General features: G+C 44.1%; 19 protein-coding genes. 6 read left to right on the top strand and 13 right to left on the bottom strand.

Going from position 1 to position 22,372, the window contains the following annotated elements; translation table 11 throughout:
• The first annotated feature begins 106 nt into the window (after positions 1-106).
• On the top strand, positions 107-1,699 hold the full coding sequence (locus DDT91_RS04150) for an ATP-dependent DNA ligase (RefSeq protein ID WP_187174877.1): 1,593 nt from the start codon (positions 107-109) through the stop codon (positions 1,697-1,699).
• The gene (locus DDT91_RS04145; protein WP_187174876.1) at positions 1,689-4,145 is read left to right on the top strand and encodes a ligase-associated DNA damage response DEXH box helicase; all 2,457 of its coding nucleotides are present in this window, start codon (positions 1,689-1,691) and stop codon (positions 4,143-4,145) included. Before DDT91_RS04150 ends, DDT91_RS04145 begins: the two co-directional genes overlap by 11 nt.
• Before the next feature lie 196 nt (positions 4,146-4,341).
• Here DDT91_RS04145 and DDT91_RS04140 read toward each other — a convergent pair whose 3' ends face one another.
• From DDT91_RS04140 to DDT91_RS04115, 6 genes are all read right to left on the bottom strand, one after another.
• A complete protein-coding gene (locus tag DDT91_RS04140) occupies positions 4,342-5,046 on the bottom strand; it encodes a gluconate 2-dehydrogenase subunit 3 family protein (RefSeq protein WP_187174875.1) in 705 nt (234 codons plus the stop codon).
• A gap of 11 nt (positions 5,047-5,057) precedes the next feature.
• On the bottom strand, positions 5,058-6,800 hold the full coding sequence (locus tag DDT91_RS04135; RefSeq protein ID WP_187174874.1) for a GMC family oxidoreductase: 1,743 nt from the start codon (positions 6,798-6,800) through the stop codon (positions 5,058-5,060).
• Positions 6,801-7,079: 279 nt separating this feature from the next.
• Complete coding sequence (locus tag DDT91_RS04130) at positions 7,080-8,531, bottom strand: TrkH family potassium uptake protein (RefSeq protein ID WP_187174873.1); 1,452 nt, start codon at positions 8,529-8,531, stop codon at positions 7,080-7,082.
• Between the two features lie 3 nt (positions 8,532-8,534).
• The gene (trkA, locus tag DDT91_RS04125) at positions 8,535-9,881 is read right to left on the bottom strand and encodes a Trk system potassium transporter TrkA (RefSeq protein ID WP_187174872.1); all 1,347 of its coding nucleotides are present in this window, start codon (positions 9,879-9,881) and stop codon (positions 8,535-8,537) included.
• Positions 9,882-10,044: 163 nt separating this feature from the next.
• Positions 10,045-11,286 (bottom strand): DNA recombination protein RmuC, encoded by a 1,242-nt coding sequence (locus DDT91_RS04120; protein ID WP_187174871.1) that lies wholly within the window; start codon positions 11,284-11,286, stop codon positions 10,045-10,047.
• Positions 11,276-12,292 carry an alpha/beta fold hydrolase gene (locus DDT91_RS04115; protein WP_187174870.1) on the bottom strand — a complete coding sequence of 339 codons (1,017 nt, stop codon included), beginning with the start codon at positions 12,290-12,292 and terminating at the stop codon, positions 11,276-11,278. Before DDT91_RS04115 ends, DDT91_RS04120 begins: the two co-directional genes overlap by 11 nt.
• A gap of 79 nt (positions 12,293-12,371) precedes the next feature.
• On the opposite strand from DDT91_RS04115, the gene DDT91_RS04110 reads away from it, so the two are divergent.
• The gene (locus DDT91_RS04110; protein ID WP_187174869.1) at positions 12,372-13,598 is read left to right on the top strand and encodes an Nramp family divalent metal transporter; all 1,227 of its coding nucleotides are present in this window, start codon (positions 12,372-12,374) and stop codon (positions 13,596-13,598) included.
• A gap of 13 nt (positions 13,599-13,611) precedes the next feature.
• Here DDT91_RS04110 and DDT91_RS04105 read toward each other — a convergent pair whose 3' ends face one another.
• Positions 13,612-14,511 (bottom strand): neutral zinc metallopeptidase, encoded by a 900-nt coding sequence (locus DDT91_RS04105; protein WP_187174868.1) that lies wholly within the window; start codon positions 14,509-14,511, stop codon positions 13,612-13,614.
• Positions 14,512-14,808: 297 nt separating this feature from the next.
• Between DDT91_RS04105 and DDT91_RS04100 the strand changes: the two genes are divergently transcribed.
• Positions 14,809-15,558, top strand: coding sequence for a DUF1080 domain-containing protein (locus DDT91_RS04100; RefSeq protein ID WP_187174867.1), 750 nt, complete (start codon positions 14,809-14,811; stop codon positions 15,556-15,558).
• Between the two features lie 217 nt (positions 15,559-15,775).
• Here DDT91_RS04100 and DDT91_RS04095 read toward each other — a convergent pair whose 3' ends face one another.
• The 6 genes from DDT91_RS04095 to rsmA form a co-directional block, all read right to left on the bottom strand.
• Positions 15,776-16,207, bottom strand: a complete 432-nt coding sequence (locus DDT91_RS04095) for a four helix bundle protein (RefSeq protein ID WP_255502016.1) — start codon at positions 16,205-16,207, stop codon at positions 15,776-15,778.
• A 188-nt stretch (positions 16,208-16,395) separates the two neighbouring features.
• The gene (locus tag DDT91_RS04090; protein ID WP_187174866.1) at positions 16,396-16,788 is read right to left on the bottom strand and encodes an HIT family protein; all 393 of its coding nucleotides are present in this window, start codon (positions 16,786-16,788) and stop codon (positions 16,396-16,398) included.
• A gap of 53 nt (positions 16,789-16,841) precedes the next feature.
• Positions 16,842-17,315 (bottom strand): transcription elongation factor GreA, encoded by a 474-nt coding sequence (greA, locus tag DDT91_RS04085; protein ID WP_187174865.1) that lies wholly within the window; start codon positions 17,313-17,315, stop codon positions 16,842-16,844.
• A 156-nt stretch (positions 17,316-17,471) separates the two neighbouring features.
• Positions 17,472-18,404: a 2-hydroxyacid dehydrogenase gene (locus DDT91_RS04080; RefSeq protein WP_187174864.1), complete on the bottom strand. Its 933-nt coding sequence runs from the start codon at positions 18,402-18,404 to the stop codon at positions 17,472-17,474.
• Between the two features lie 2 nt (positions 18,405-18,406).
• Complete coding sequence (mgtE, locus tag DDT91_RS04075) at positions 18,407-19,774, bottom strand: magnesium transporter (RefSeq protein ID WP_187174863.1); 1,368 nt, start codon at positions 19,772-19,774, stop codon at positions 18,407-18,409.
• A complete protein-coding gene (gene rsmA / locus DDT91_RS04070) occupies positions 19,761-20,546 on the bottom strand; it encodes a 16S rRNA (adenine(1518)-N(6)/adenine(1519)-N(6))-dimethyltransferase RsmA (RefSeq protein ID WP_187174862.1) in 786 nt (261 codons plus the stop codon). The genes mgtE and rsmA overlap by 14 nt, the downstream gene beginning before the upstream one ends.
• A 105-nt stretch (positions 20,547-20,651) precedes the next feature.
• Between rsmA and pdxA the strand changes: the two genes are divergently transcribed.
• Together pdxA and DDT91_RS04060 are read left to right on the top strand one after the other, a co-directional pair.
• A complete protein-coding gene (pdxA, locus tag DDT91_RS04065; protein WP_187174861.1) occupies positions 20,652-21,674 on the top strand; it encodes a 4-hydroxythreonine-4-phosphate dehydrogenase PdxA in 1,023 nt (340 codons plus the stop codon).
• Positions 21,675-21,779: 105 nt separating this feature from the next.
• The gene (locus DDT91_RS04060; RefSeq protein ID WP_187174860.1) at positions 21,780-22,364 is read left to right on the top strand and encodes a DUF177 domain-containing protein; all 585 of its coding nucleotides are present in this window, start codon (positions 21,780-21,782) and stop codon (positions 22,362-22,364) included.
• The last annotated feature ends 8 nt before the right edge of the window (positions 22,365-22,372 follow it).

The following is a 22,372-nucleotide window of genomic DNA, read 5'->3' as shown; positions in this document are numbered from 1 at the left end:
ACGAACAGAACGTAAAACCTGTTCGATTTTGAAATAAAATTATCAATTTCACCCACATTGGAACTATCAAAGGTTTCCAAATACCAAAAGAAAAGCATCTTTTTCGATGAAACACTTTGCGGAGCTTATTACCCGCCTGGATCAGTCCAACAAAACCGGAGATAAACTGGATGCCTTGGCTTCCTTCTTCCAACATGCCTCTTCGGAGGATCAGATCTGGGGGATTGCTATTTTTTCTCACCGCAGGCCAAAAAGACAAGTCACAACCCGCCAATTGAGAACGTGGTGTCAGGAAAAAGCTGGAATTCCCGACTGGCTTTTTGAAGAATGCTACCAATCCGTAGGTGACTTAGCTGAAACTATTGCTCTTTTGCTTCCACCTGCACAGGCTAGCCATCAGAAAAGCCTGTCGGAATGGATCAATAATTTAAAATCCCTTGAAAATCAGGAAGAGGAAACAAAAAAGAACTTTATCCTTTCTGCTTGGGACTGTTTGGATCGAACCGAACGATTTGTATTCAACAAACTGATAACGGGTGGTTTCCGAATCGGAGTCAGTCAAAGCCTGATCATCCAAGCGCTAGCAAAGCATCTTGGAGTAGACAAATCCCAAATCGCCCATGCCTTGATGGGTAATTGGAATCCTGAAGAGATCCAAATGGAGACCCTGGGATCTCCTGCCGGAGTGACCAAAGACATTTCCAAACCCTATCCATTTTTCTTAGCACATCCATTGGAAAATCCAGTATCAGAGTTGGGCGAAATTGAGGAATGGGTTGCCGAATGGAAATGGGACGGAATACGTGGACAGCTCATCCGAAGAGAAAGCCAATCCTTTATCTGGAGCCGAGGAGAAGAACTGGTCAATGAGAAATTTCCCGAGTTGCTCGATTTGGCAGCTAATCTTCCGGACGGAACCGTATTGGATGGTGAAATTATCGCCTTCAAAGATGGAATTCCTCTCCCCTTTTCTCTCCTTCAAACCCGAATAGGCAGAAAAACCATCAGCAAAAAACAGCTTCAGGAAGCTCCCGTAAGCTTTATTGCCTATGATCTTCTCGAATGGGAAGGTAAAGACATACGAAACTGGCCCATGCGACAGCGAAGAGTACTTTTGGAATCCTTGCATCAGTCCCAAGCACATCCCAAACTTGAACTTTCCCAACGTGTGGAAGCTATATCTTGGGAGGAATTGGCACAAATCAGACAGGCTTCTAGAGACTATCTGGCAGAGGGTCTCATGTTGAAAAAGGCCTCTTCCAGCTATGAAACCGGGCGAAAGCGGGGAAGCTGGTGGAAGTGGAAAATCGAGCCGCTGACGATTGACGGAGTGATGATCTATGCCCAAAAGGGCCACGGACGCCGTGCTGATTTGTACACCGATTACACCTTTGCGGTGTGGGATGGGGAAGGTTTAGTTCCGTTTGCCAAAGCCTACTCCGGTCTGACTGATGCAGAGATCCGAGAAGTGGACGCCTTTGTGAAGAAAAATACCCGGGAACGATTTGGGCCCGTTCGTACTGTCAAAGCCGAATTGGTCTTTGAGATTGCCTTTGAAGGAATTCAGGACAGCCCCCGTCACAAAAGTGGGATAGCGCTGAGATTTCCCCGAATTTCACGTTGGAGAAAAGACAAGCCCAAAGAAGAAGCCAATACACTGGAGGATCTCAAAGCCTTACTGAAGCAGTATGGAGGATAAGCGACTGGAAATCGGACTGGAATACTTTCGGAAGAAAGGCTGGAAACCTTTTCCTTTCCAAATCCAAGCTTGGAAAGACTTTTTAGATGGAAAATCCGGATTACTCAACGCGCCCACGGGTTCAGGAAAGACCTTTGCCCTTTGGTTTCCTGCCCTTTTAGAATACATCCAAAATCATCCTGCTACCTGGAAAAACCCTCAAAACAACGGAATTCAGCTGATTTGGGTGACCCCACTTCGGGCTTTGGCTCAAGATCTTCAAAAAGCCATGCAGGAAGTTTGCGAGGTGATCGGTCTGCCCTGGCAAGTGGCCGTAAGAAATGGAGACACGGACGCCAAAACTCGCTCAGCCATGAAGCGAAGACCTCCAGAATGCTTGATTACCACCCCCGAAACGCTGCACATCCTTATTTCACAAAAAGACCATCACGAGCTTTTCCAATCCCTAAACGCCATCGTCGTAGACGAATGGCATGAATTGGTGGGAAATAAGCGCGGGGTTCAAGTGCAGTTGGCTTTGGAATATATTCAAAGCATCAATCCTAACAGATTCAAGCGATGGGCGGTCTCTGCCACGATCGGAAATCTCCAACAGGCAGCGCAAACTCTTTTAGGAAGTCCCCTTCCTGTCCATATTATCAAGGCCAAAGTGGATAAAGAGATTATGATTCACTCTGTTTTTCCGGACGAAATCGAGAAGTATCCCTGGTCAGGACACTTGGGGATCCGCCTGATGGATCAGGTAATCGACATTATCGAAGGAGGTCGATCCGTCCTCCTCTTTACCAATACCCGCTCACAAACCGAGATTTGGTACCAAAAAATCCTGGAAGCACGGCCCGACTGGGCAGGCTGGATTGCCATGCACCACGGTTCCCTCGATAACTCGGTGAGAGCCTGGGTAGAAAATGCCCTTCATGAAGGCATCCTCAAACTGGTGGTGTGCACTTCAAGTTTGGACTTGGGCGTAGATTTCAGACCTGTGGATCGGGTGATTCAAGTGGGAAGTCCCAAGGGAGTTTCCCGATTTGTGCAGCGGGCAGGTCGGGCAGGACATCAACCGGGGCTGCCTTCGGTGATCTACTTTGTTCCGACCAATTCGCTCGAGCTGATCGAGGCGGCTGCTTTGAGGAATGCCATCGAACAAGAGGACATGGAGTCGCAGTTTACGCCCGAACTCCCCTATGATGTTTTGATTCAGTTTTTGGTGACCTTGGCAGTGGGCGATGGATTTGACCCCAAGGTGATTTTTCCAATAATCAAGAAAACTGCTTCTTTCAGCAAACTGTCAGATGAGGAAATTCAATGGGTGATGGATTTTATCACCAAAGGCGGGGCCTCCTTAGGTAGCTATGAGGATTTTCTCAAAGTGGTGGAAGATGAAGACGGTAAGTATCGGGTGAAAAGCAAGAAAATCGCCATGAAGCATCGGCTCAGCATGGGTACAATTGTGAGCGATGTGGCACTGAAAGTGAAATTGAAAAATGGAACCTACCTCGGCACAGTAGAGGAATACTTTATTTCCAGACTGAAAACCGGTGACCGCTTTTTCTTTGCCGGAAGAAATCTGGAACTGCTGCAGGTAAAAGGACTGGATGTATTTGTGAAAGTCACCGAAAAGAAAACCAGCAATGTGGTGAGCTGGATGGGAGCGCGGATGTCGCTTTCCTCCATGCTCTCGCACAAAATCAGGGAAATCTTCCGGGAATACAACCAAGGAATCATCCGATCTGAGGAATTGAGGAAAGTATTGCCTATTCTGGATTTGCAAAGCAAACTTTCCATAGTACCGGATGAAAACACCTTTTTGATCGAATCCCTTCAAAGTCGTGATGGGTATCATTTGTTTTTTTACCCTTTTGAAGGACGCATGATGCACGAACTCATGAGTGCGCTGATTGCTTACCGCATTTCTCAGAGCTTTCCTGTGTCGCTCAATATGGCGATGAACGATTATGGATTTGAGATTCTATCCGATGTGCCTATTTCGGCTGAGGAGATTTTGGAAGAGGATATTTTCAGTCTGAAAAATATCGAGGAAGACATTCTCCACTGTGTCAACGAAAGCGAGATGTCCCGAAGGAAATTCAGGGAAATTGCAAGCATTGCGGGCTTGGTTTTTCAGGGGTATCCCGGCAAGCCAACCTCTTTCAAGCACATTCAGGCCAATTCTAGCCTACTTTTCCAAGTATTTGAACAATACGATCCTGAGAATCTGCTTTTGAAGCAGGCACGTGAGGAAGCTTTGAACCAACAAATGGAACAGGAGATGTTTATTCAAGCGATGAAAAAACTGAATCGCTTGGAGATCGTAGTCAAGCATCCTACTCAGTTCACGCCTTTTTCTTTCCCGATCATGGTAGACCGACTCAGCCGAACCAACATTTCTTCCGAAAGTGTGGAAGACAAAGTGGCCAAAATCCTGGCGCAGATGAGCGAAAGCTAATTTCTCACAAGACTATCACCTTTTATCCGTTAGAGGTCAAAGAATTGGCAAGAGTTACCCCCTGATTTTAACGTGATTGGTATTTTCAAAAAAAAATCTGATCAGAAGCTGACCAGAATTTTCTACTTATTACCCAATCTATATTTCATCTTGTGACCGGTGAAGCTGTACCATCAACCCCCAAAAGGCTAATAGCTCACCGTTTTAAATTTCCCTGTTCATCCCATTCAGCAACATTCCCTCTTTCATCGGAACGCAAGTAGACATCCAGGTATTTTTGATCCAATGCCAAGCCGTATTGGTCCATCACTTCTTGTGGTACACCATCCCATACATTCGGAGCATTTCCTATATATCCGATATCCTTAAATCCAGCCTCCGAAGTATAAAAGCCAGTTATGGTAAGGTTTCGAAGCATATTAAAGAACTTCACACCGCTTTCTACCTCTTTGCTGGCTTTTTCTGGCCAAGCGATTTCATCAATAAGTTGAAGACGCTCTTTTTCGGATAGTTCCGTAAATGTCTTGTTGAATAATTCAAATGCCCGGTGATTGATCCACATCAATCCGCCTCTAAATGGCGTTTGATTTGCCGGCTGGTCTTTCATCATAAATTCAATGAAATCGGGGACTCTTGCTTCAGAAGCACTTGGCGACACTTCATCTCTTGGAAGGACGATATCTACTAGGATGGTGAGCATGGCCATTTCCTGCTCTGTAAAAAACTTCTCAGAGAGTAATTTATTATCAATCGCCACTTCCTCAGGTACTCTTCCTCCAGGTGTACCCATGATTTTAGGAGAAAGGTCAGCCGCCTTATCCTCAGGAGTACAAGAGGACAATATCCAGCCAGTTCCAAGCGAACCGGTCAACAAAAGTTTGAGATTTTCTCTTCTGTTCATGGCTATAAGGCTTAGATATTTTTGCTTTTCATTTCGTTGATGATAAAATCAGAGGTTCTCCAGGCCAGCGCCAGAATAGTCCAGGTTGGATTTTTATCGGCCTGAGAGACAAAGGGACCTGCATCTACCACAAATAGGTTTTTGCAGTCATGCGCTTGACAGTTGCTGTTGAGTACAGAAGTAGTCGGGTCATTCCCCATGCGTGTGGTCCCGACTTCATGGATGATTCTTCCCGGGGCGGCCAGTCCGTATTGGGTATCTGCTCCGGGCTTGGTTCCCAAAGGTATTGCACCCACTTGATGCAATAATTCCTCGAAGGTATCCTGCATGTGCTTGGCCTGCTTGACTTCATTATCGGTCCACTTATAGTGAAATCTGAGAACTGGAATTCCGAATTTATCCACCACAGTCGGATCTATTTCGCAATAGTTGTCATATTGAGGAACACTCTCTCCCCGGCCCGACATACTCACCGTGCTGCCATAATAAGCTCTGATATCTTTTTTAAGACCTTCCCCATAGCCTCCATTTGGACTGGGTTTTCCAAATTGATCCAGGATATGCTTTCGCACCACGTCCATGGAAAATCCAAAACCATAAGATGGCATATTCATTCCTCCTCCGTACTCGATATGGTAGCCTCTTGCAAAATCCAGTTTTTTATTATCCAGCCACCAAGGCGTGTAAACGTGCATTCCTCCCACCCCATCTTCATTATAGCGCTGCCGTCCCATCAAATCAGGAATGATACCCGAGCGACTTGCACCTGTAGAGTCATGCAGGTATCTGCCTACCATTCCACTGGAATTACCAAGGCCATTTGGATGAGTTTTGGATTTTGAATTCAGGAGAATACGGGCTGATTCACAAGCAGAAGCTCCCAGTACCACGGTCCTTCCTTTCAACTTGTATTCCTTCATGTCTCTTTTGTCGACATAAGAAACTCCAGTCGCCAAACCTTGGTCATTGGTTGTCACCTTACGCACCATGCAATGGGTAAAAAGGTCTACCTGACCAGACTTCATGGCCGGTTTTACCAAACAGGTACTTGAGGAAAAGTCCCCATACACCTGACACCCTCTGTTGCATTGCCTGCAAAAAAAGCAAACCCCGCGATCCTTGTTGATGGGCTTGGTCAAGATGGACAATCTGGAAGGGATGATGGGAAGCTCCATTTTCTTGGCCCCCTTCATCAAAAACATCTCATGAAGTCTGGGTTTTGGAGGTGGGAGAAATAAGCCATCCGGTTCATTGTGTATCCCTTCTTTGGAACCAAAAACACCTATCAGCTTGTCGACTTTATCATAATAGGGTTTCACTTCCTCATACCCAATGGGCCAATCATCTCCTAATCCATCAATACTCTTCCTCTTGAAATCATCCGGTCCAAATCGGAGTGAAATTCTTCCCCAATGGTTGGTCCTCCCACCAACCATTCTTGACCGAAACCAGTCAAACTGAGTTCCATTTTTCCGGGTGTAGGGTTCATCAGGCATTTCCCATCCGCCAATTGCTGCATCAAAATCGCCAAATGGCCTGATCTGAGTACTTGCTCCTCGCCTTGGGGACTCCCAAGGAAATCGTAATTGAGTACGATCCTCTTCCTTTGCCGGATCCCAATCACCTCCCGCTTCTACCAATGCCACAGAAAGGCCAGCTTCCGAAAGAATTTTGGTGGCCATACCACCGCCTGCCCCAGACCCTACAATGATTACATCATAGGATTCCTTGCTAGTTTGTATTTGGATACTCATAAGCTAGTTTTTTGATTTGGGATTTGTAGTTAACCAATCACACCTAATCAAATCTCATTTTAATCCGTAATTCTTCTTTCCTGTACTATCTGGTTTTCTGAGTTTTCATCCTAATCATGTGATTGGGAATAACTCCAACTCATGATTCGTTTTTAACCGAATCATGAATTTAAAGCAGCTTACCAAAAGGAAATCCAGGAATTAAGAATTGGAAAAAAACCTGCTAGGGCTTTATTTCAATGTGAAATACCTTTCAGAAAATAAAAAAGACTAACCCAATCAGTTGGCTCTCCAAAAGAAAGGTGTAAACAAGATCAAGATGGTGAACAATTCCAAACGACCTAAAAGCATCAAGAAGGATAGCATGAGTTTGGCCTGAGGCGAGAAAAACGCAAAATTGTCCACTGGGCCTACCTCACCAATAGCAGGTCCGACATTTCCCAGACAAGTCGCTACCGCCCCCAAGGATGTGGCAAAATCATACCCCATCAATGAAATCACCAAAGACCCCACTACAAATGTAATCAGGTAAATCAGGAGGAAATTCATGATGTTGTTGATGATCCTTCCGGTGACCCGTTCCCCGTTAATAATCAATGGCACAATGGCCCGTGGATGAACAATGCGCTTAAATTCAAGCCAGGTATTTTTCAAGAAAGTGGCATGACGGACAAATTTTATTCCCCCGGAGGTAGACCCAGCTGATGCTCCTAAAAACAAAAGCATAAAACAAATAAAGGAAACGCCCTGTCCATATTGAGTGTAATCATCAGACACAAATCCGGTAGTGGTAATCAATGAAACCACCTGAAAAGCCGCTTTACGCAGAGAAAACTCCCAACCATAGTCAGTCTGAGAATAGATGGGTACAAATAAGATCAGGGTGAGCATTACCACAGCGAGTGCATAGGATTTAAACTCATCGCTTTTCAAAATCCTGCTAAACTTACCGACTAGCCCAAAGTAAATCAACGTAAAGTTGGTACCTGCCAAAAACATAAATACTACAGCGGTATACTGAATAAATGGGTAGGCGTCATAGTAGGCCATGGAGGCATTTTTGGTAGAAAACCCACCGGTAGCTAAGGTAGTCAGGGCGTGATTGACTGCATCATAGAGGGTCATTCCACCTACCCAATATAGCAGAGCCGCAGAAAGCGTCAGTCCTACATACACATACCATAGACGCTTGGCTGTTTCTGAAATCCTTGGATGTACTTTATCAGAAGTAGGCCCGGGAGATTCTGCCACAAAAAGTTCAATACCCCCAATTCCCAAAAGGGGAAAAATTGCCACAGTCAATACGATAATTCCCAATCCACCAATCCATTGGGTCATACTTCTCCAGAAAAGCAAGCCCTTGGGCATAGCCTCAATATCGATCAAAATCGAAGCTCCAGTCGTAGTCAAACCCGACATGGTCTCAAAAATGGCATCCGAAACACTGGTAATCTCTTTGGAAAGAATGAATGGAAGCATCCCAAATCCGGTCATGAATATCCAACTCAGCGCCACAATGAGGTATCCCTCTCTTTTCCGTACAAACTCATCCTGCTTAGAAAAAGAGAAAAACAAGATCATTCCAATGAAAAGGGATATCGCCGCGGAGATCATCAAAGGCATGGAATTCTCCCGATAGATCCAAGAAATGGCTGTAGCAGGCAGCATCAGCACTCCTATCAGAAATAAGAGTGCCCCCATGATTTTACCAATGGCCTTGAGATGAATCATGAATTAATGAAAAAGCTTTTCAAGTGACGTTTTCGCTTCAGGAAGTGCAAATACGATCGCTTTATCCCCTATCTGAAGCCTGAAATCCCCATCAGGAATGTATACCTCTTCTTCCCTTATTACCCCGGCGACAAGGGCTGTTTCAGGAAAGTGAAGTTCTCTGATGGGATGTTTGGTCAGACGGTTGGTCTTACATACGCTATATTGAATAAATTCAGCATCCACTCCATATATTCCCGAAACTGCATCTACCGTACCTTTTTTCAAAAATCTGGAGATTTCATTTGCTGCTACCAGCTTCTTGTTGATGAGGGAATCCACACCGATACTGTGGGAGATATGAATATACTCCCGAGTATCCACATGGGCGATAGTTTTGTAAACTCCATGGTTTTTTGCCGAAAGACTGGTGATGATGTTGGTTTCCGAGGATTCAGTCAAGGCAAGAAAAGCATCCATCTGCTCTAAACCTTCTTCTACCAACAATTCGATGTTTTTATAATCACCATTGATCACCAAGGTACTGGGAAGGTGTTCGGCGAGCCATTTGCATCGTTCTTTATCCTTGTTTACCAGGGTCACCCGATATTTATCCTGAAGCTTGATGGCAGTGGTCACAGCCATATCATCTCCCCCGATAATCATGATATTTTTGATATTGACCTTTTTTTGGCCCAAAGCTTCAATGATCGACTCAGAGTTTTTCTTGTAGGATATGAAGTAAGCATGATCATTGTTTCTCATGATCGTACTGCCTCGAGGGATGATGGTCTTTTGATCTCGGACAATCGCGATGATTCGGATATCTTCATAAATAGGATTAGACTTGGTATCCATAATCCGCTGATTAACAAGCGGATTATATTGATCTAAGGTTACCCCTACGATATTGAGTTTTCCTCCTCCAAAGTCAAACACTTCCGTGAAGCTGGAGTTTTCAATCATGTTGAAAATCTCTCTCGAACAGAGCATTGTCGGAGAAATGAGATTGTCGATTCCTAGATTATTGAAATACGGAACATTTTCCTCTTTGAGGTAGGTGTGATTTCTCACCCTTGCCATCACTCTCTTTGCCCCCAGCTGCTTCGCCAAAACTGCCGTCACAATGTTGGTTTTTTCGGAAGTAGTAACTGCCAGCACCATGTGGGCATTTTCTACATTGGCTTGCTGAAGCACATCTATGGAGGTGGCGTCTCCTTGTATGGTCAGCACATCCAGTTTGGATGCAGCATAGTCCAAGACATCACGCTCAGTATCAATCAGGGTGATATCCTTGTTGTCAAAACTCAATCGCTCGGCTAGGTGATATCCCATATCTCCCGCACCTGCGATCACAATACTCATTCCCATAGAGGCAAATCAAGTGATCGGAGAAGAGGCAAAATTAACTGCTTTCCGAATGGTTTTCAGGGTAATTACCATTTTGTTTTCTAAATGAACAGAAAAGGTAAGTAATCGTCAAATTAGAAAATCAATCTAGCCCAGAAAATTTCACCATAAGCCCTTTTGTCCACTAATCCTCGAGCAGGTGTTTACTTTCTGATTCAGGGAGTTCCTGAACTTCTTTCAGCTTTCGCTGAATAACCCGGGTACGGACACCCACGAGTTTATCCAATTCTGAATTTGCTTCAGTAAGTTTCTTTTGGGTTCTTTCCAGCAACTCACCAAACTTTCCAAACTCGGTTTTGATCGCGCCCAACACCTGCCAAACCTCTGCGCTTCTTTTTTGGATAGCCAGTGTTCTGAAACCCATTTGAAGGGAATTCAAAATAGCAGAAAGTGTGGTCGGTCCCGTGACAATGACTTTGTAATCCTGCTGAATCTGCTGTGCAAGACCAGGTTCGCGGAGAATCTCTGCATAGAGGCTTTCGACCGGAAGAAAAAGAATAGCAAAATCCGTGGTGCTGGGGGGATGAATGTACTTGGCCTGAATATCCAAAGCAGATTTCTTGACTGCCTTGATCAATTCGGCACGGTAAAAATCAATAGAAGACTTTTCATTAGTCTCATAAGCATCCACCAATCTCAGATAGGATTCTTGGGGAAATTTGGAGTCGATCGGCAAAAGAACGGCTTCCTCCTGACCTGGCATTTTGATGGCAAATTCCACCCTTTCCCTCGTGCCATTGACAGACGCATTGACCAAATATTGATCCGGAGAAAGTAGGTTTTCCAAGATGGCCTGCAACTGGTATTCGCCCAATACTCCCCTACTTTTTACATTGGTCAAGACCCGCTTGAGATCTCCCACTCCATTGGCCAAACTTTGCATCTCTCCCAATCCTTTTTGCACAGCCTGGAGTTGGTTGCTTACCAGTTCAAAAGATTGCCCCAATCGGACTTCCAGCGTTTTTTGGAGTTTTTCATCCACTGTTTCCCTGATTTTCTCTAGCCTTTCTTCCGTATTTTTGACAAGTTCTTCCTGACGTCGGCTCAATTCGGACAGCTTTTCCCGCTGAAGATTACTCAGGTCCAGCATGGATTGCCTGACAGTTTCACCAAATTGCCTGAGCGCTTCATTTTGATCCTTCGAACCGGCACGTTGATTTTCAAAAACCAACTGAAATTGCCGGATCAGGTTATCAGCCGATTCTTTTCTGCCTTCGGTCAAGGACTGGTTGAGGTCTCGGTTGATTTGTTGGAGTTGGTCCTGTAAGAGTTGATTGGCTTTGCCGTTTTTTCTATCCAGTACGTAAATGACCAAAAACAAAACTTGGATCATCAAAAGAACATAAATCAAAAGTTCAATCTGCATAAGCGACGTGTTTCGGAGGTTCAAGGTAGTTTTTTCTAACCTCCACACCGAGAAAACTGAGGTATTCTGCGACAGACTCCGTCGGAATTTCTTCCATGGGCACATGGCCAGCCTCTTCGAAAACTACCAGATTGGCTCCCGGAATGGCTTTTTCCAAAGCCCGACCTTGGGCAAGCGGAATCCAGGTATCCTTGGCTCCCCAAAGAATCAAAGTGGGCATAGTCAACCGATCAAAATTGATGGATGAACTTCTAGGTTGAGTAAGTCGATCAATCGTCGCCTGTCTATTACCTTCCCTTAGCAGCAGTTCATAATATCGGGTGACTGCCTGATCGGTTACTTTTTCATCATCCCCGTAGACTTCCTTCATATTCATGGCAAACAGGAATTTGGGAGTACACTTGAGGAGAATTTTAGAAAAAACAGGATTAGAGGCCACTTTAAAAATCCAAGCTCCTCCTCCTCGTTGCTGATTTTGAGTGGAGTCAACACTTCGATTTTCTCTCCTCGGCGCACCGGAGGCATCGATCAGGTTTAATGAAAGCACCTTTTCGGGACTATCTGATGCAATCTGTAGAGCAACTGCTCCTCCCATGGAATTACCTGCCAAGTGAAACTTTGGGAGATTGAGCTTTTCTGCCAAAGAAAGAACCAAGTGACTGTAATCCTCCACACTGTATCGCTTTAATTCATCCGGTCCCGTGAGACCATGACCCGGAAAATCCAAAGAAATCGTCATGAAATAAGGGCTCAATTCCTGCTGCCATACTTCCCAAGTGTGTAACGATGAAAAGCTGCCATGCAAAAGAAAAATAGGATCTCCCTCTCCGAGGAATCTCACATGGACATTGACCCCGTCCACCTCGATAAAATGTGATTGGGGCGTACGGTATTTCTCAATCGCTTCTTCTGCAGAAATATCTGACCTAAATAATAAAGCCAGAAAGAATACAAAAGAAAGGATAAGAATAGCGAGTAATTTCAAAATTCGGTTTGTCCAGCGCATGCCCTTTAATTTTTCCAAGTGATAAACAAAACCTACAAAAAATCTTCCCAAATCTCTATTTTCCCGAAAACTTAGCCCAGTGAAGCTTAAAAAATTGGTGGACTCCATTGGTCCGGGACCTTTGATCACCGCAGCATTTATCGGCCCGGGAACAGTCACAGTCTGCACCTTAGCAGGAATCCGATTTGATTACACCCTTCTCTGGGCATTGGTTCTCAGCATCATAGCTACTGTTTTTCTTCAGGAGTTATCCGGGAGGCTGGGAATAATTACCAGAAAGGATTTGAGTGAATTGGTCAGAGGCCAATCGGGAAACAAGATTTTAAGAGGATTGATTATGGGGCTGATTCTCCTGGCTATCGGACTGGGGAATGCCGCCTACCAAAGCGGAAATATATCCGGAGCAAACCTGGGGTTAGGAATTTTCCTGGAGTTTCCTAGTTGGAATCTTGGTCCCTTTACAGTACTACCAGGAAATCTGATTATTGGCATTTTCGCCTTTCTGTTGCTTTGGTCCGGAAATTACAAACAACTGGAGCAAATTCTTGTCGCTTTGGTGCTTTTGATGTCAATTGCCTTTATAGCCACAGCTTTCATCACCAGACCAGATTGGGTTTCAATATCTCGAGGTTTTATTCCTTCTTTTTCTTCAGAAAAATTTCCAACTATCGTGGCATTAATTGGCACCACGGTAGTTCCCTACAACCTATTCCTTTATGCTAGCCTGGTAAAAAAGCAGTGGTCACAGAAGGAAAATCTTCCATTGATGAAAAGAGACATAAAGATTTCTGTCATTTTGGGAGGATTAGTCTCCATGGGGATCTTGGTAGTCGGCGTCGCAAATCCTTCCGAAAGTTTGGAGACCGCACAAGATATAGCCAGTGGATTGACCGGTGTATTCGGAAGCATAGGAACCTACCTGATGGGATTTGGTTTGCTTGCAGCAGGACTGACATCCTCTCTTACGGCCCCTTTGGCTGGGGGATTAGTGATATGCGGGATTTTGGGATGGAGTCAGGATATCAAAACCCCTGCTATGAGAGGAAGCATGGGATTGATTTTAGGTTTGGGGATTATTTTTTCTTCCTTGGGGATAAAACCAGTCACCCTCATTACCCTCGCCCAATTAGCCAATGGTGTACTTCTTCCCATCATCAGTGCTTGGCTTCTTTGGGCAGCTAGTCAAAAATCATGGCTTGGAGCATTTGCCTTGAGCCGGAAAGGCGTTCTTTTTGGAGTGTTTATTTGGCTGATCACGCTGATTCTAGGCGTCAAAAGTGTAGGAAGCGTGTTCGGTTGGTTTTAGGAAAAAGCCAATATTAAAGGTCTCTGGCACTGAAGGTATCGCCTTGAGAAAGGTCTCCGGTTTCAAATCCTTTTTTAAACCATTTCATCCGTTGAGCAGAAGTGCCATGGGTAAATGAATCAGGAACCACTTGACCTGTCGCTTGTTTTTGAAGTCGATCGTCCCCGATGGCGTTGGCTGCATTCAAGGCTTCTTCCAGGTCACCTGACTCCATCATGCCTGAGATTTTCTGGATGTGGTGAGCCCAAACTCCAGCCAAAAAATCAGCCTGAAGCTCCAATCGGACTGAGTTCAGATTGTATTCTTTTTCACTGACTTTCCCTCTTAGATTATGGACTTTGTCAGTGATTCCCATGATTTTCTGGATGTGATGACCTACTTCATGTGCGATGACGTAGGCATAGGCAAAGTCTCCACCTGCTCTTAATTTGGTCTCCATGTCTTCAAAAAAGCTGAGATCGATGTAGAGCTTTTCATCCGCAGGACAATAAAACGGACCTGTGGCACTGCTCGCTGATCCACACGCCGAGGAAACCGATCCGGTAAAAAGCACTAAAGTGGGTTCTCTGTAATTTTCAATCAGCTGGTTCCAAACATCTTCTGTATCTGCAAGGATGGTAGCCGAAAAAGCCGCAAGCTCTTCCTCCTCTGCAGTAGGAGCGTAATTTGACTCCACGGCAGAGCTCATGCCACCACCTCCCAGAAGATTACCCAAAAGAGAAAGTGGGTTATTACCTGTCAAAAAGGAAACAGCCAAAAACAATCCGATGAGGACCAATCCCACTTTGGAAAATAAAATCTTCAACAGAGGGCCAAGGAGCATGGGATTAAAACCTCCTGCCCCCATCTTTGGACCACCCTGCCCCCGTCGGTCATCGATATTGGAGCTTTGTCTTCTGCCTTGCCATTTCATCTGTTTATAATTTGATTTTTAATGGTCAGATGGAATCTCGCATGGACTATAATCCTCCCTCTGTATGTCGCTTGCGTCATGCTCGATTTCATGTGTTTATAATTTGATTTTCATTTGCCACATAGCCTGTCCCGATTTTTCATCGGGAGAATGCCCTGGATAATCATTTCCCTGTGTGAGAAGCATTTTCTCATAGGCATTTCATCTGATAAAAAGTTTGATTTCAGATAAAATTAGCCAAATTGAGGATGAATAAAATCGGTTTAAACCCGAATAGACAAAATAAACCCTAAACCTATGAATCGAATTGCACTTCTTGGAGTTTTTGCCCTTTGCATGCTCTTTTCCTTATCTGCTTTTTCACAAACCGCAAGTTATCTCGGTACCAAACCTCCCAAAGGAGCCAAAGTGTATCTCGATGGCACCAAGGAATCTCTCCACAAAAACTGGAAATACTGGGAGGGACCGCGCTTTTCTTCTGAAATGCCTATCAAATGGCCGGAAGTCACTGATCCCGTGGATGGTAAAAAAGCCATTTCAGCCAATGATCCTGCTGGAGCAGGAGGAAAATATGGTGCCGCAGATATCGTAACCAAAGATGAGTTTAGGGATTTTGAAGCACACGTCGAGTTTTTGGTCCTAAAGGAAAAAGGTAATAGCGGGGTTTATCTTCAAAACCGATACGAAATCCAAATTCTGGATGGAGACTATGGCCTTCATGGAATGGCCGCAGTGATCAATGAGCACCTCCCAACCCAAAAAGTGTACAACGGAGTAGGAAAATGGAATGCGTATGACATTCAGTTCCGGGCTGCCCGATTCGAAAACGGAAAGTTGACCGAAAAAGCTAGAGTAACTGTCTATTTCAACGGCGTAAAAATCCACGACAATGTGGAAATCCAGCAGGTCTGGGGTGGTCCTAATTCAGGAATTGATGGGGGAAATGACGGAGGAAAAGGCATCACCGATACTCCCGGAGGGCTAAAACTTCAAGCCGAAGGCCATGATGTACTGTATCGGAATATTTGGATCAAGGAAGTTAAGTGATTCGGTGATCAGTGAATAGTAGACAGTTTTAGGGAGCAGTGGACAGAGGCAGTAGGCAGTCTCAGTGATCAGTGGTTAGAAAATAGTCTCAGGGTTCAGCTTTCAATAGAAGTGAAAAGTGGACAATACCAGTTGTTAGTTGCAATAACCAAGGATTGGTCATGCAACATTGGGTCAGCGGATAAAATTTAGCTGACCCAATGTTTTTCTTTAGGATTTAACTTTTAGATTGATTTTTTGATCCGAATTTTTCCGGATTTAGCATCATGAAATTTAGAAGTTTGCCAATTTCAATAACCTCAGATACCAATCTTTCGTGGGTAGCTTCTTCGATATATTCACAGGCGAATGCAAACTCTAGCCAAACATGGGTCTCGCTATTTTCCATATCAGCATCACTGAGTTTAGAGATGAAATGAGCCTGATACTTTCTTTTTCGGTAAGCTTCTGCAATACAAGTACAAACAGACCTGCTAGACCTTCTGATTTGATCTGTTAGGGAATATCGTTCTTCCTTTGGAAAACTTTTGGAAAGTTGAAAAATCTCCATCGCAAGCTTGAAGGCCTTTTGGTAAGCTAAAAGTTCTTTGAAGTCCATGTTAGTATATTTAGATCTTATTAAATCTACTAAAACAAAAAAATAGCCCAAGTTTTATATTCAACTTAGGCTATTTCCGGATCTGTTTTTTTACAATCAAAAATAAAGTGATCATCTCATTTAATCGCCACATCTATTCACTAGTGAACAATTTATTTAATTTAATAAGGATACACACTTACCAATATCATCTGATCACTGTGACTGTTCACTGACCACTGAGACTGATCATTGTTCACTCAAAATTCCCCTCTAATCACCTCAGCCACTTCAGCCAGTTCCTCAGGACTCAATTTCAATTTCGGTCTTGTAAAATTAATGTCATCCATCGTCCTCAAGGGCACCAAGTGAATGTGCACATGCGGTACTTCCAATCCAATCACCGCCACCCCGATTCGGGTACACTTGATGGTTTTATCCATGGCTTTGGCCACTTTCTGAGCAAAAAGGTGAAGGGCTGCCAGTTCATTTGGCTCCATGTCAAAAATATAGTTCACCTCTCTTTTCGGAACTACCAAAACATGCCCTTTGACCAGTGGCATGATATCCAAAAAAGCAATATGCTGTTCGTCCTCTGCAATGATTTGAGCGGGAATTTCTCGATTGATGATTTTGGTGAAGATGCTTGCCATACTATATAAGAATTAAAAAATCCCGATAGGATTACCGGGATTCGATTAGTGTTTTAATAATTGATTTCCAGGATTTCGAATTGAAGCTTTCCTGCAGGAGCGTTGATTTCTGCGATTTCGCCCACAGACTTCCCAACCAGTCCTTTTCCGAATGGAGAAGCGAGGGAAATTTTCCCTGCCTTCAGGTCGGCCTCTTCCTCCGACACCAAAGTGTAACTTACCGTCATCCCATTTTTGACGTTTTTGATTTTGACGGTACTTAAAATACCCGCCTTGGAAGTATCCATTTTGGAATTGTCAAGTACACGGGCATTGCCTACTACCTCCTCCAACTTTGCAATTTTGAGTTCGAGAAGGCCCTGAGCATCCTTTGCCGCATCGTACTCGGCATTTTCACTGAGATCTCCCTTGTCACGCGCCTCGGCAATCTGACGGGCGATATCCGCTCTTCCCTTGGTCTTCAACTCCTGAAGTTCATCTTTCAACCTCTTCAGTCCCTCTTCGGTGTAATACTGTACTTTTGACATAGCTAACTGATTTTCAAAAGGCACAAAAAACAAAGTAACGGTCACTTTCCGGAGACCGTTACTTCGTGTTTGCCTTTATGTACACTGCAAAGATAGGAAAGCATTCTCACAAAACAAGTCGAAAAAAAATACTCCTACGGGCCATTTTCGCTGATTTTAATTCCTGAACTCCCTTTTGATTTGCTTGACTAAAACACTGTTGATCTTTTCATAGGACTCAAAGGTCCACCCTGCCACATGGGGAGAAAAGATCACATTTTCACGCTGGGCCAATCGCTCGAACTCTGACTTTTGCTCAGGAGAAAACTTTTGGAATTTCTCATTTTCCAGGACATCCAAAACAGCCCCTCTAAGAACTCCTAGATCCAAGGCTTGATTGAGTGTCTTAAAACTGATTACCTCTCCCCTCGCTGTATTGATCAACCAAAAGGGTTTAGAGAAACTTTTTAGCTCCTCCAAAGTGAAAAAATTTCTAGTCTCAGGAGTCAAAGGCACATGAATACTCAAAATATCCGCCTCGGCCTTTAGTTTTTCCCACATCACCTCCTGTATGGATTCAGTTCCAAAGTCAACTTTGTATTTATCATAGGCCAATACTTGAACACCAAAACCTTTCAGTCTTTTGGCAAAAGCCCTTCCCATATTTCCGTAGCCGAAAATGCCAACGGTCTTGCCCATCAATTCATGGCCACGGTTTCCCTCTCTGTCCCAAATCCCCCTTCGGACTTCTAGGTCCGCTTTTGGGATATGGTTAAAAAGGGCTAAAAGCCCACCAATAGCATGTTCTGCTACCGCATCCCGATTTCCTTTTGCCGCATGGAAAAGCTTCACTCCGCGGTCAGCCAAATAATCCAGATCAATCTGATCCAAGCCTGCCCCTGCCCTTCCGATAAATTTCAGTCGAGTTGCTTTTTCCAAAAGCTCCCGATCCATGGGAGTTTTGGAACGGATTATCAATCCCTCGTACTCACCTACTTGATCGATTATTTCAGCACGGGTGATTTTGGGAGTGTAGGTGACCTGAAAGCCTTCCTTTTCCAGCATATCGAGGATGCTCAGATGCATCTCGTCGATGATTAAAATCTTCATAATCAAAGTTTAAGCAACAGCATGGCCACACCAAAATATACTGCCAAGCCTAAGAGATCATTGGTGGTGGTGATAAATGGACCGGAAGCAATAGCAGGGTTGATCCCGAAACGATTCAGAACCAAGGGTGTCACCGTACCCATGAAGGAGGACAGCAACACTACACAGAATAAGGCTGCTCCCACCGTAATCCCGAAAATAGGTTCGAATCCATAAAGAAATACTACAACCAAAAAGACAAAGCCTCCCAACACAAAGCCATTCAATAAGGCCACAAACAAACCTTTGAGAAATCTTTGCCAAGGAGTATCGTCAAATGCGGACTTGGATGCCAATGACTGTACAATCAGTGAAGATGCCTGAATCCCCACATTTCCTCCTGTAGCTGCGACCAAAGGAATAAAGGAAGCCAGGGCCAAATATTTACTCAACCCGTCCTCAAAAAAGCCGATAATTTTTGCTCCCATCAATCCACCGATCACACCGATAAGCAGCCAAGGCAAACGGGCCTTCGAAATCGTAAACACCGAGTCAGATTCCTCAATGTCAGCCGACACCCCGGCCATTGCCTGAATATCTTCATCTGCCTCTTCCTGCACGACGTCCAAGATGTCATCTACGGTAATTCTTCCCACCAACTTATTTTTGGCATTGACTACTGGCACCGATTCCAAGTCATACTTTCTCATGATGGAGGCGACCTCTTCCTGATCCAGGTGGACTGGCACAGAAATCACATCTTCATCGTAGATATCTTCGATTTTAGTCTCTGCAGCTGCCAAAATAATTTTTTTCAAAGAGACCCTACCGAGAAGTTGCTGCTTGTTGTTGACGACATAGATAGAGTAGATTTTTTCTACATTTTCCGCCTGTCGTCGGATCTCATTGATGGTCTGGACTACATTCCAGTTTTTGTTGGCCCGTATAAATTCCTTGGCCATGATACCCCCGGCAGAGTCTTCCTCATACCGTAGGAGTTCGAGGATTTGATCCAGCTTTACCTTGTCCTGAATTTCGGCAATGATCTCCTCCCTTTCTTTTTCAGGGAAAAAACTCACGATATCAGCTCCGTCATCGGAATCCATCAATTCGATCCAAGACGCGACTTCCGCTATTTCCAACTCCGGAAGAACCTTGGCCAGGGTATCTTCGTCCAACTCGATCAGAATATCGGAAGCCAACTGCTTCTCCAAAAGCCGAAGCACATAAATGGACTCCTGCATGGACAATTCATCCAACAAGGCGGCAATATCAGCTACATTGACCCCATCGAGTGACTCGAGGATAAAGTCAATATTTCCCTCCTCAATCCCCAGTTGGAGACTTTCCAGGTACTCTTTCGATAGCTCAAATTGCTTAATGGGCTCCACGACCTTTTTCGATTTGTTGGGTCAAAAACACAAATTCCGCCACATCCAACTGCTCAGCGCGCTTGTCCAAGATAGGATTTGATTTGAATTCTTCGGAAAGTTGAAAGGATTTCAGGGAATTCCGAAGCGTTTTTCTGCGATTTCCAAAGCCAGCCTTCACCACTTGCTTGAATAACTTCTCATCACAATTCAGTTTTTCGGTCTGATTTCGGGTAAGCCGAATCACACCTGAATTGACTTTAGGTGGAGGATTGAATACCCCTGGCGGCACGGAAAACAGGTACTCAATATCGTACCAAGCCTGCAGTAGCACTGAAAGGATTCCGTAATCTTTATTTCCTTTCGGAGAAGCTATCCGTTGGGCTACTTCTTTTTGGAGCATACAGACCACCTCAGTTACCCGGTCTTTGTCATCCAGCACTTTAAAAAAGATCTGTGAAGAAATATTGTAAGGAAAGTTGCCAGCTATGGCGTATTTATCAGGAAAGACTTTGGAAAAATCATATTTCAAAAAGTCTCCGTCAATAATTTTATCTCCAAGCTGTGGGTATTTTTGATGTAGGTATCCAATGCTCTCTTTATCAATATCTATCAGGTATAGATCCAAATTCCCCTTCAGAAGGAAATCTGTCAATACACCCATACCTGGACCTATTTCCAGCACCTTGCTTACGCCACCATGACCTTTGACTGCCTGAGCGATTCGCTCAGCGATACTCAAATCGGTCAAAAAATGCTGCCCGAGGTGCTTTTTAGGTTTGACTTTTTCCATCCTTCGGCTCTGATAAATTTTTATAAATTGCAGGCCTAAAAATACGGGAATATTCCAAAATGCCTTGGAAAATTGTCCATTGACCCCTGAGGAAAGAAAACTAGCATGAGCGCAAGAAAACATAAACCCATCATTGGAATCAGCATCGGAGACATCAACGGGATTGGTGTTGAGGTCACTCTCAAAGCTTTAGCAGATGCAAGAGTATACAAGTCTTTCACTCCGCTTATTTATGGTCATGGAAAAGTGCTGACTTTTTACCGAAAGCTGATCAGCCTGGAAGATTTCAATTTTTCGCAAATCAGAACCGTCGAAGAGATACAACATAGAAAAATCAATGTGATCAATGTGACCGAGGAATGTCCGGAAATTATACCCGGCGTAGAAACTCAGGAAGCTGGTAAATTTGCATTGGAATCCCTCAAGGTCGCCGTAGAAGACCTGAAGTCTGGAAAAATTCAAGGTCTAGTCACGGCCCCTGTCAATAAAAACAACATCAATTCGGAAGAACTTCCCTTTGTTGGCCATACCGAATTTATCACTCAGGCAGTAGGTGCAAAAGACAGCCTGATGATGATGGTCAGCGAAGACTTGAGGGTAGGATTAGTAACCGGCCATATTCCATTAGCCAAAGTATCCGAGTCATTGACCAAAGAAAAAATCCTCCAGAAAACCTCCATTTTCCTAAAAAGTCTAAAAGAGGATTTCGGAATAGATAAGCCAAAAATCGCCATTCTTGGACTCAACCCGCATGCTGGTGAAGATGGACTCTTAGGCACAGAAGAGGAAGAACTTTTGAAACCTGCTATCCGAGAAATGAAGGATAAAAACCAGTATGTGTTTGGCCCCTATCCTGCAGACGGATTCTTTGGAATGATGCACCAAAAACGATTCGATGGCGTACTGGCTATGTACCATGACCAAGGGTTAATTCCATTCAAATCTATCGCATTTAGCTCTGGGGTAAACTTTACTGCTGGACTTCCTGTAATCCGGACCTCCCCTGACCATGGCACGGCCTACAATATTGCCGGTAAAAACATCGCAGACGAAGGCTCTATGAGAGCGGCCCTGCACTTGGCAGCTGATATTGCCACCTTACATCATGGAGAGGATGCGGAAGGGTGAAAGTTTCATCAAAAAATAGAATCAAAACCAAATTTTATTTTAAAACAGTTTCGGCTATTTTAAATTATTGCCTACATTTGCGGTCTTAAATCAGGAGGAAGAATCGTGAAATTCTGGAAAACCTTTGATATTGAAGTCATTAAGTTCAAAGAAGGACAACATGAAATTGACTTTGAAATTGGAGACGACTTTTTTCAGAGCTTCGAAGACAATGAAATCCTGGAGAAAGGAAAGTTGACCGTACGGGTCATCATGGAAAAGGGAGTCAATTTGATTGAACTTACCTTTTTGATTAATGGTACCGTAGAACTCACCTGCGACCGAAGCTTGGAAGTATTTGATCATCCCCTGAATATCTCAGAAAAGATGATCTATAAATATGGGTCTGAAGAGCAGGAAATAGATGAAAATGTATACATGATCACAAGGGATACTCCCTCGATCAATGTGGCACAATTGATCTATGAGTTTATCCTATTGGCACTACCGGCCAAAAAAATTCATCCTGATTACAGAAATGAACTGGATGATGAGGAGGATTACGATACCGAAGGGGGTTACATCTATTTGGATAATGAATCAGAAAATGAAGTATTTACCAAAGATGATGGCCCAAAAGATGAGGAATCAAAGCCCATTGATCCTCGATGGGAAAAGTTATTAAAATTAAAAAATAAAGAACAATCATAAACCACGCA

Origin of the sequence: Algoriphagus sp. AK58 (assembly GCF_014324365.1) — a bacterium.
Lineage (GTDB): Bacteria > Bacteroidota > Bacteroidia > Cytophagales > Cyclobacteriaceae > Algoriphagus.
The sequence above is the reverse complement of the archived record's forward strand: the minus strand, read 5'-3'. Positions and strand labels throughout refer to the sequence as shown.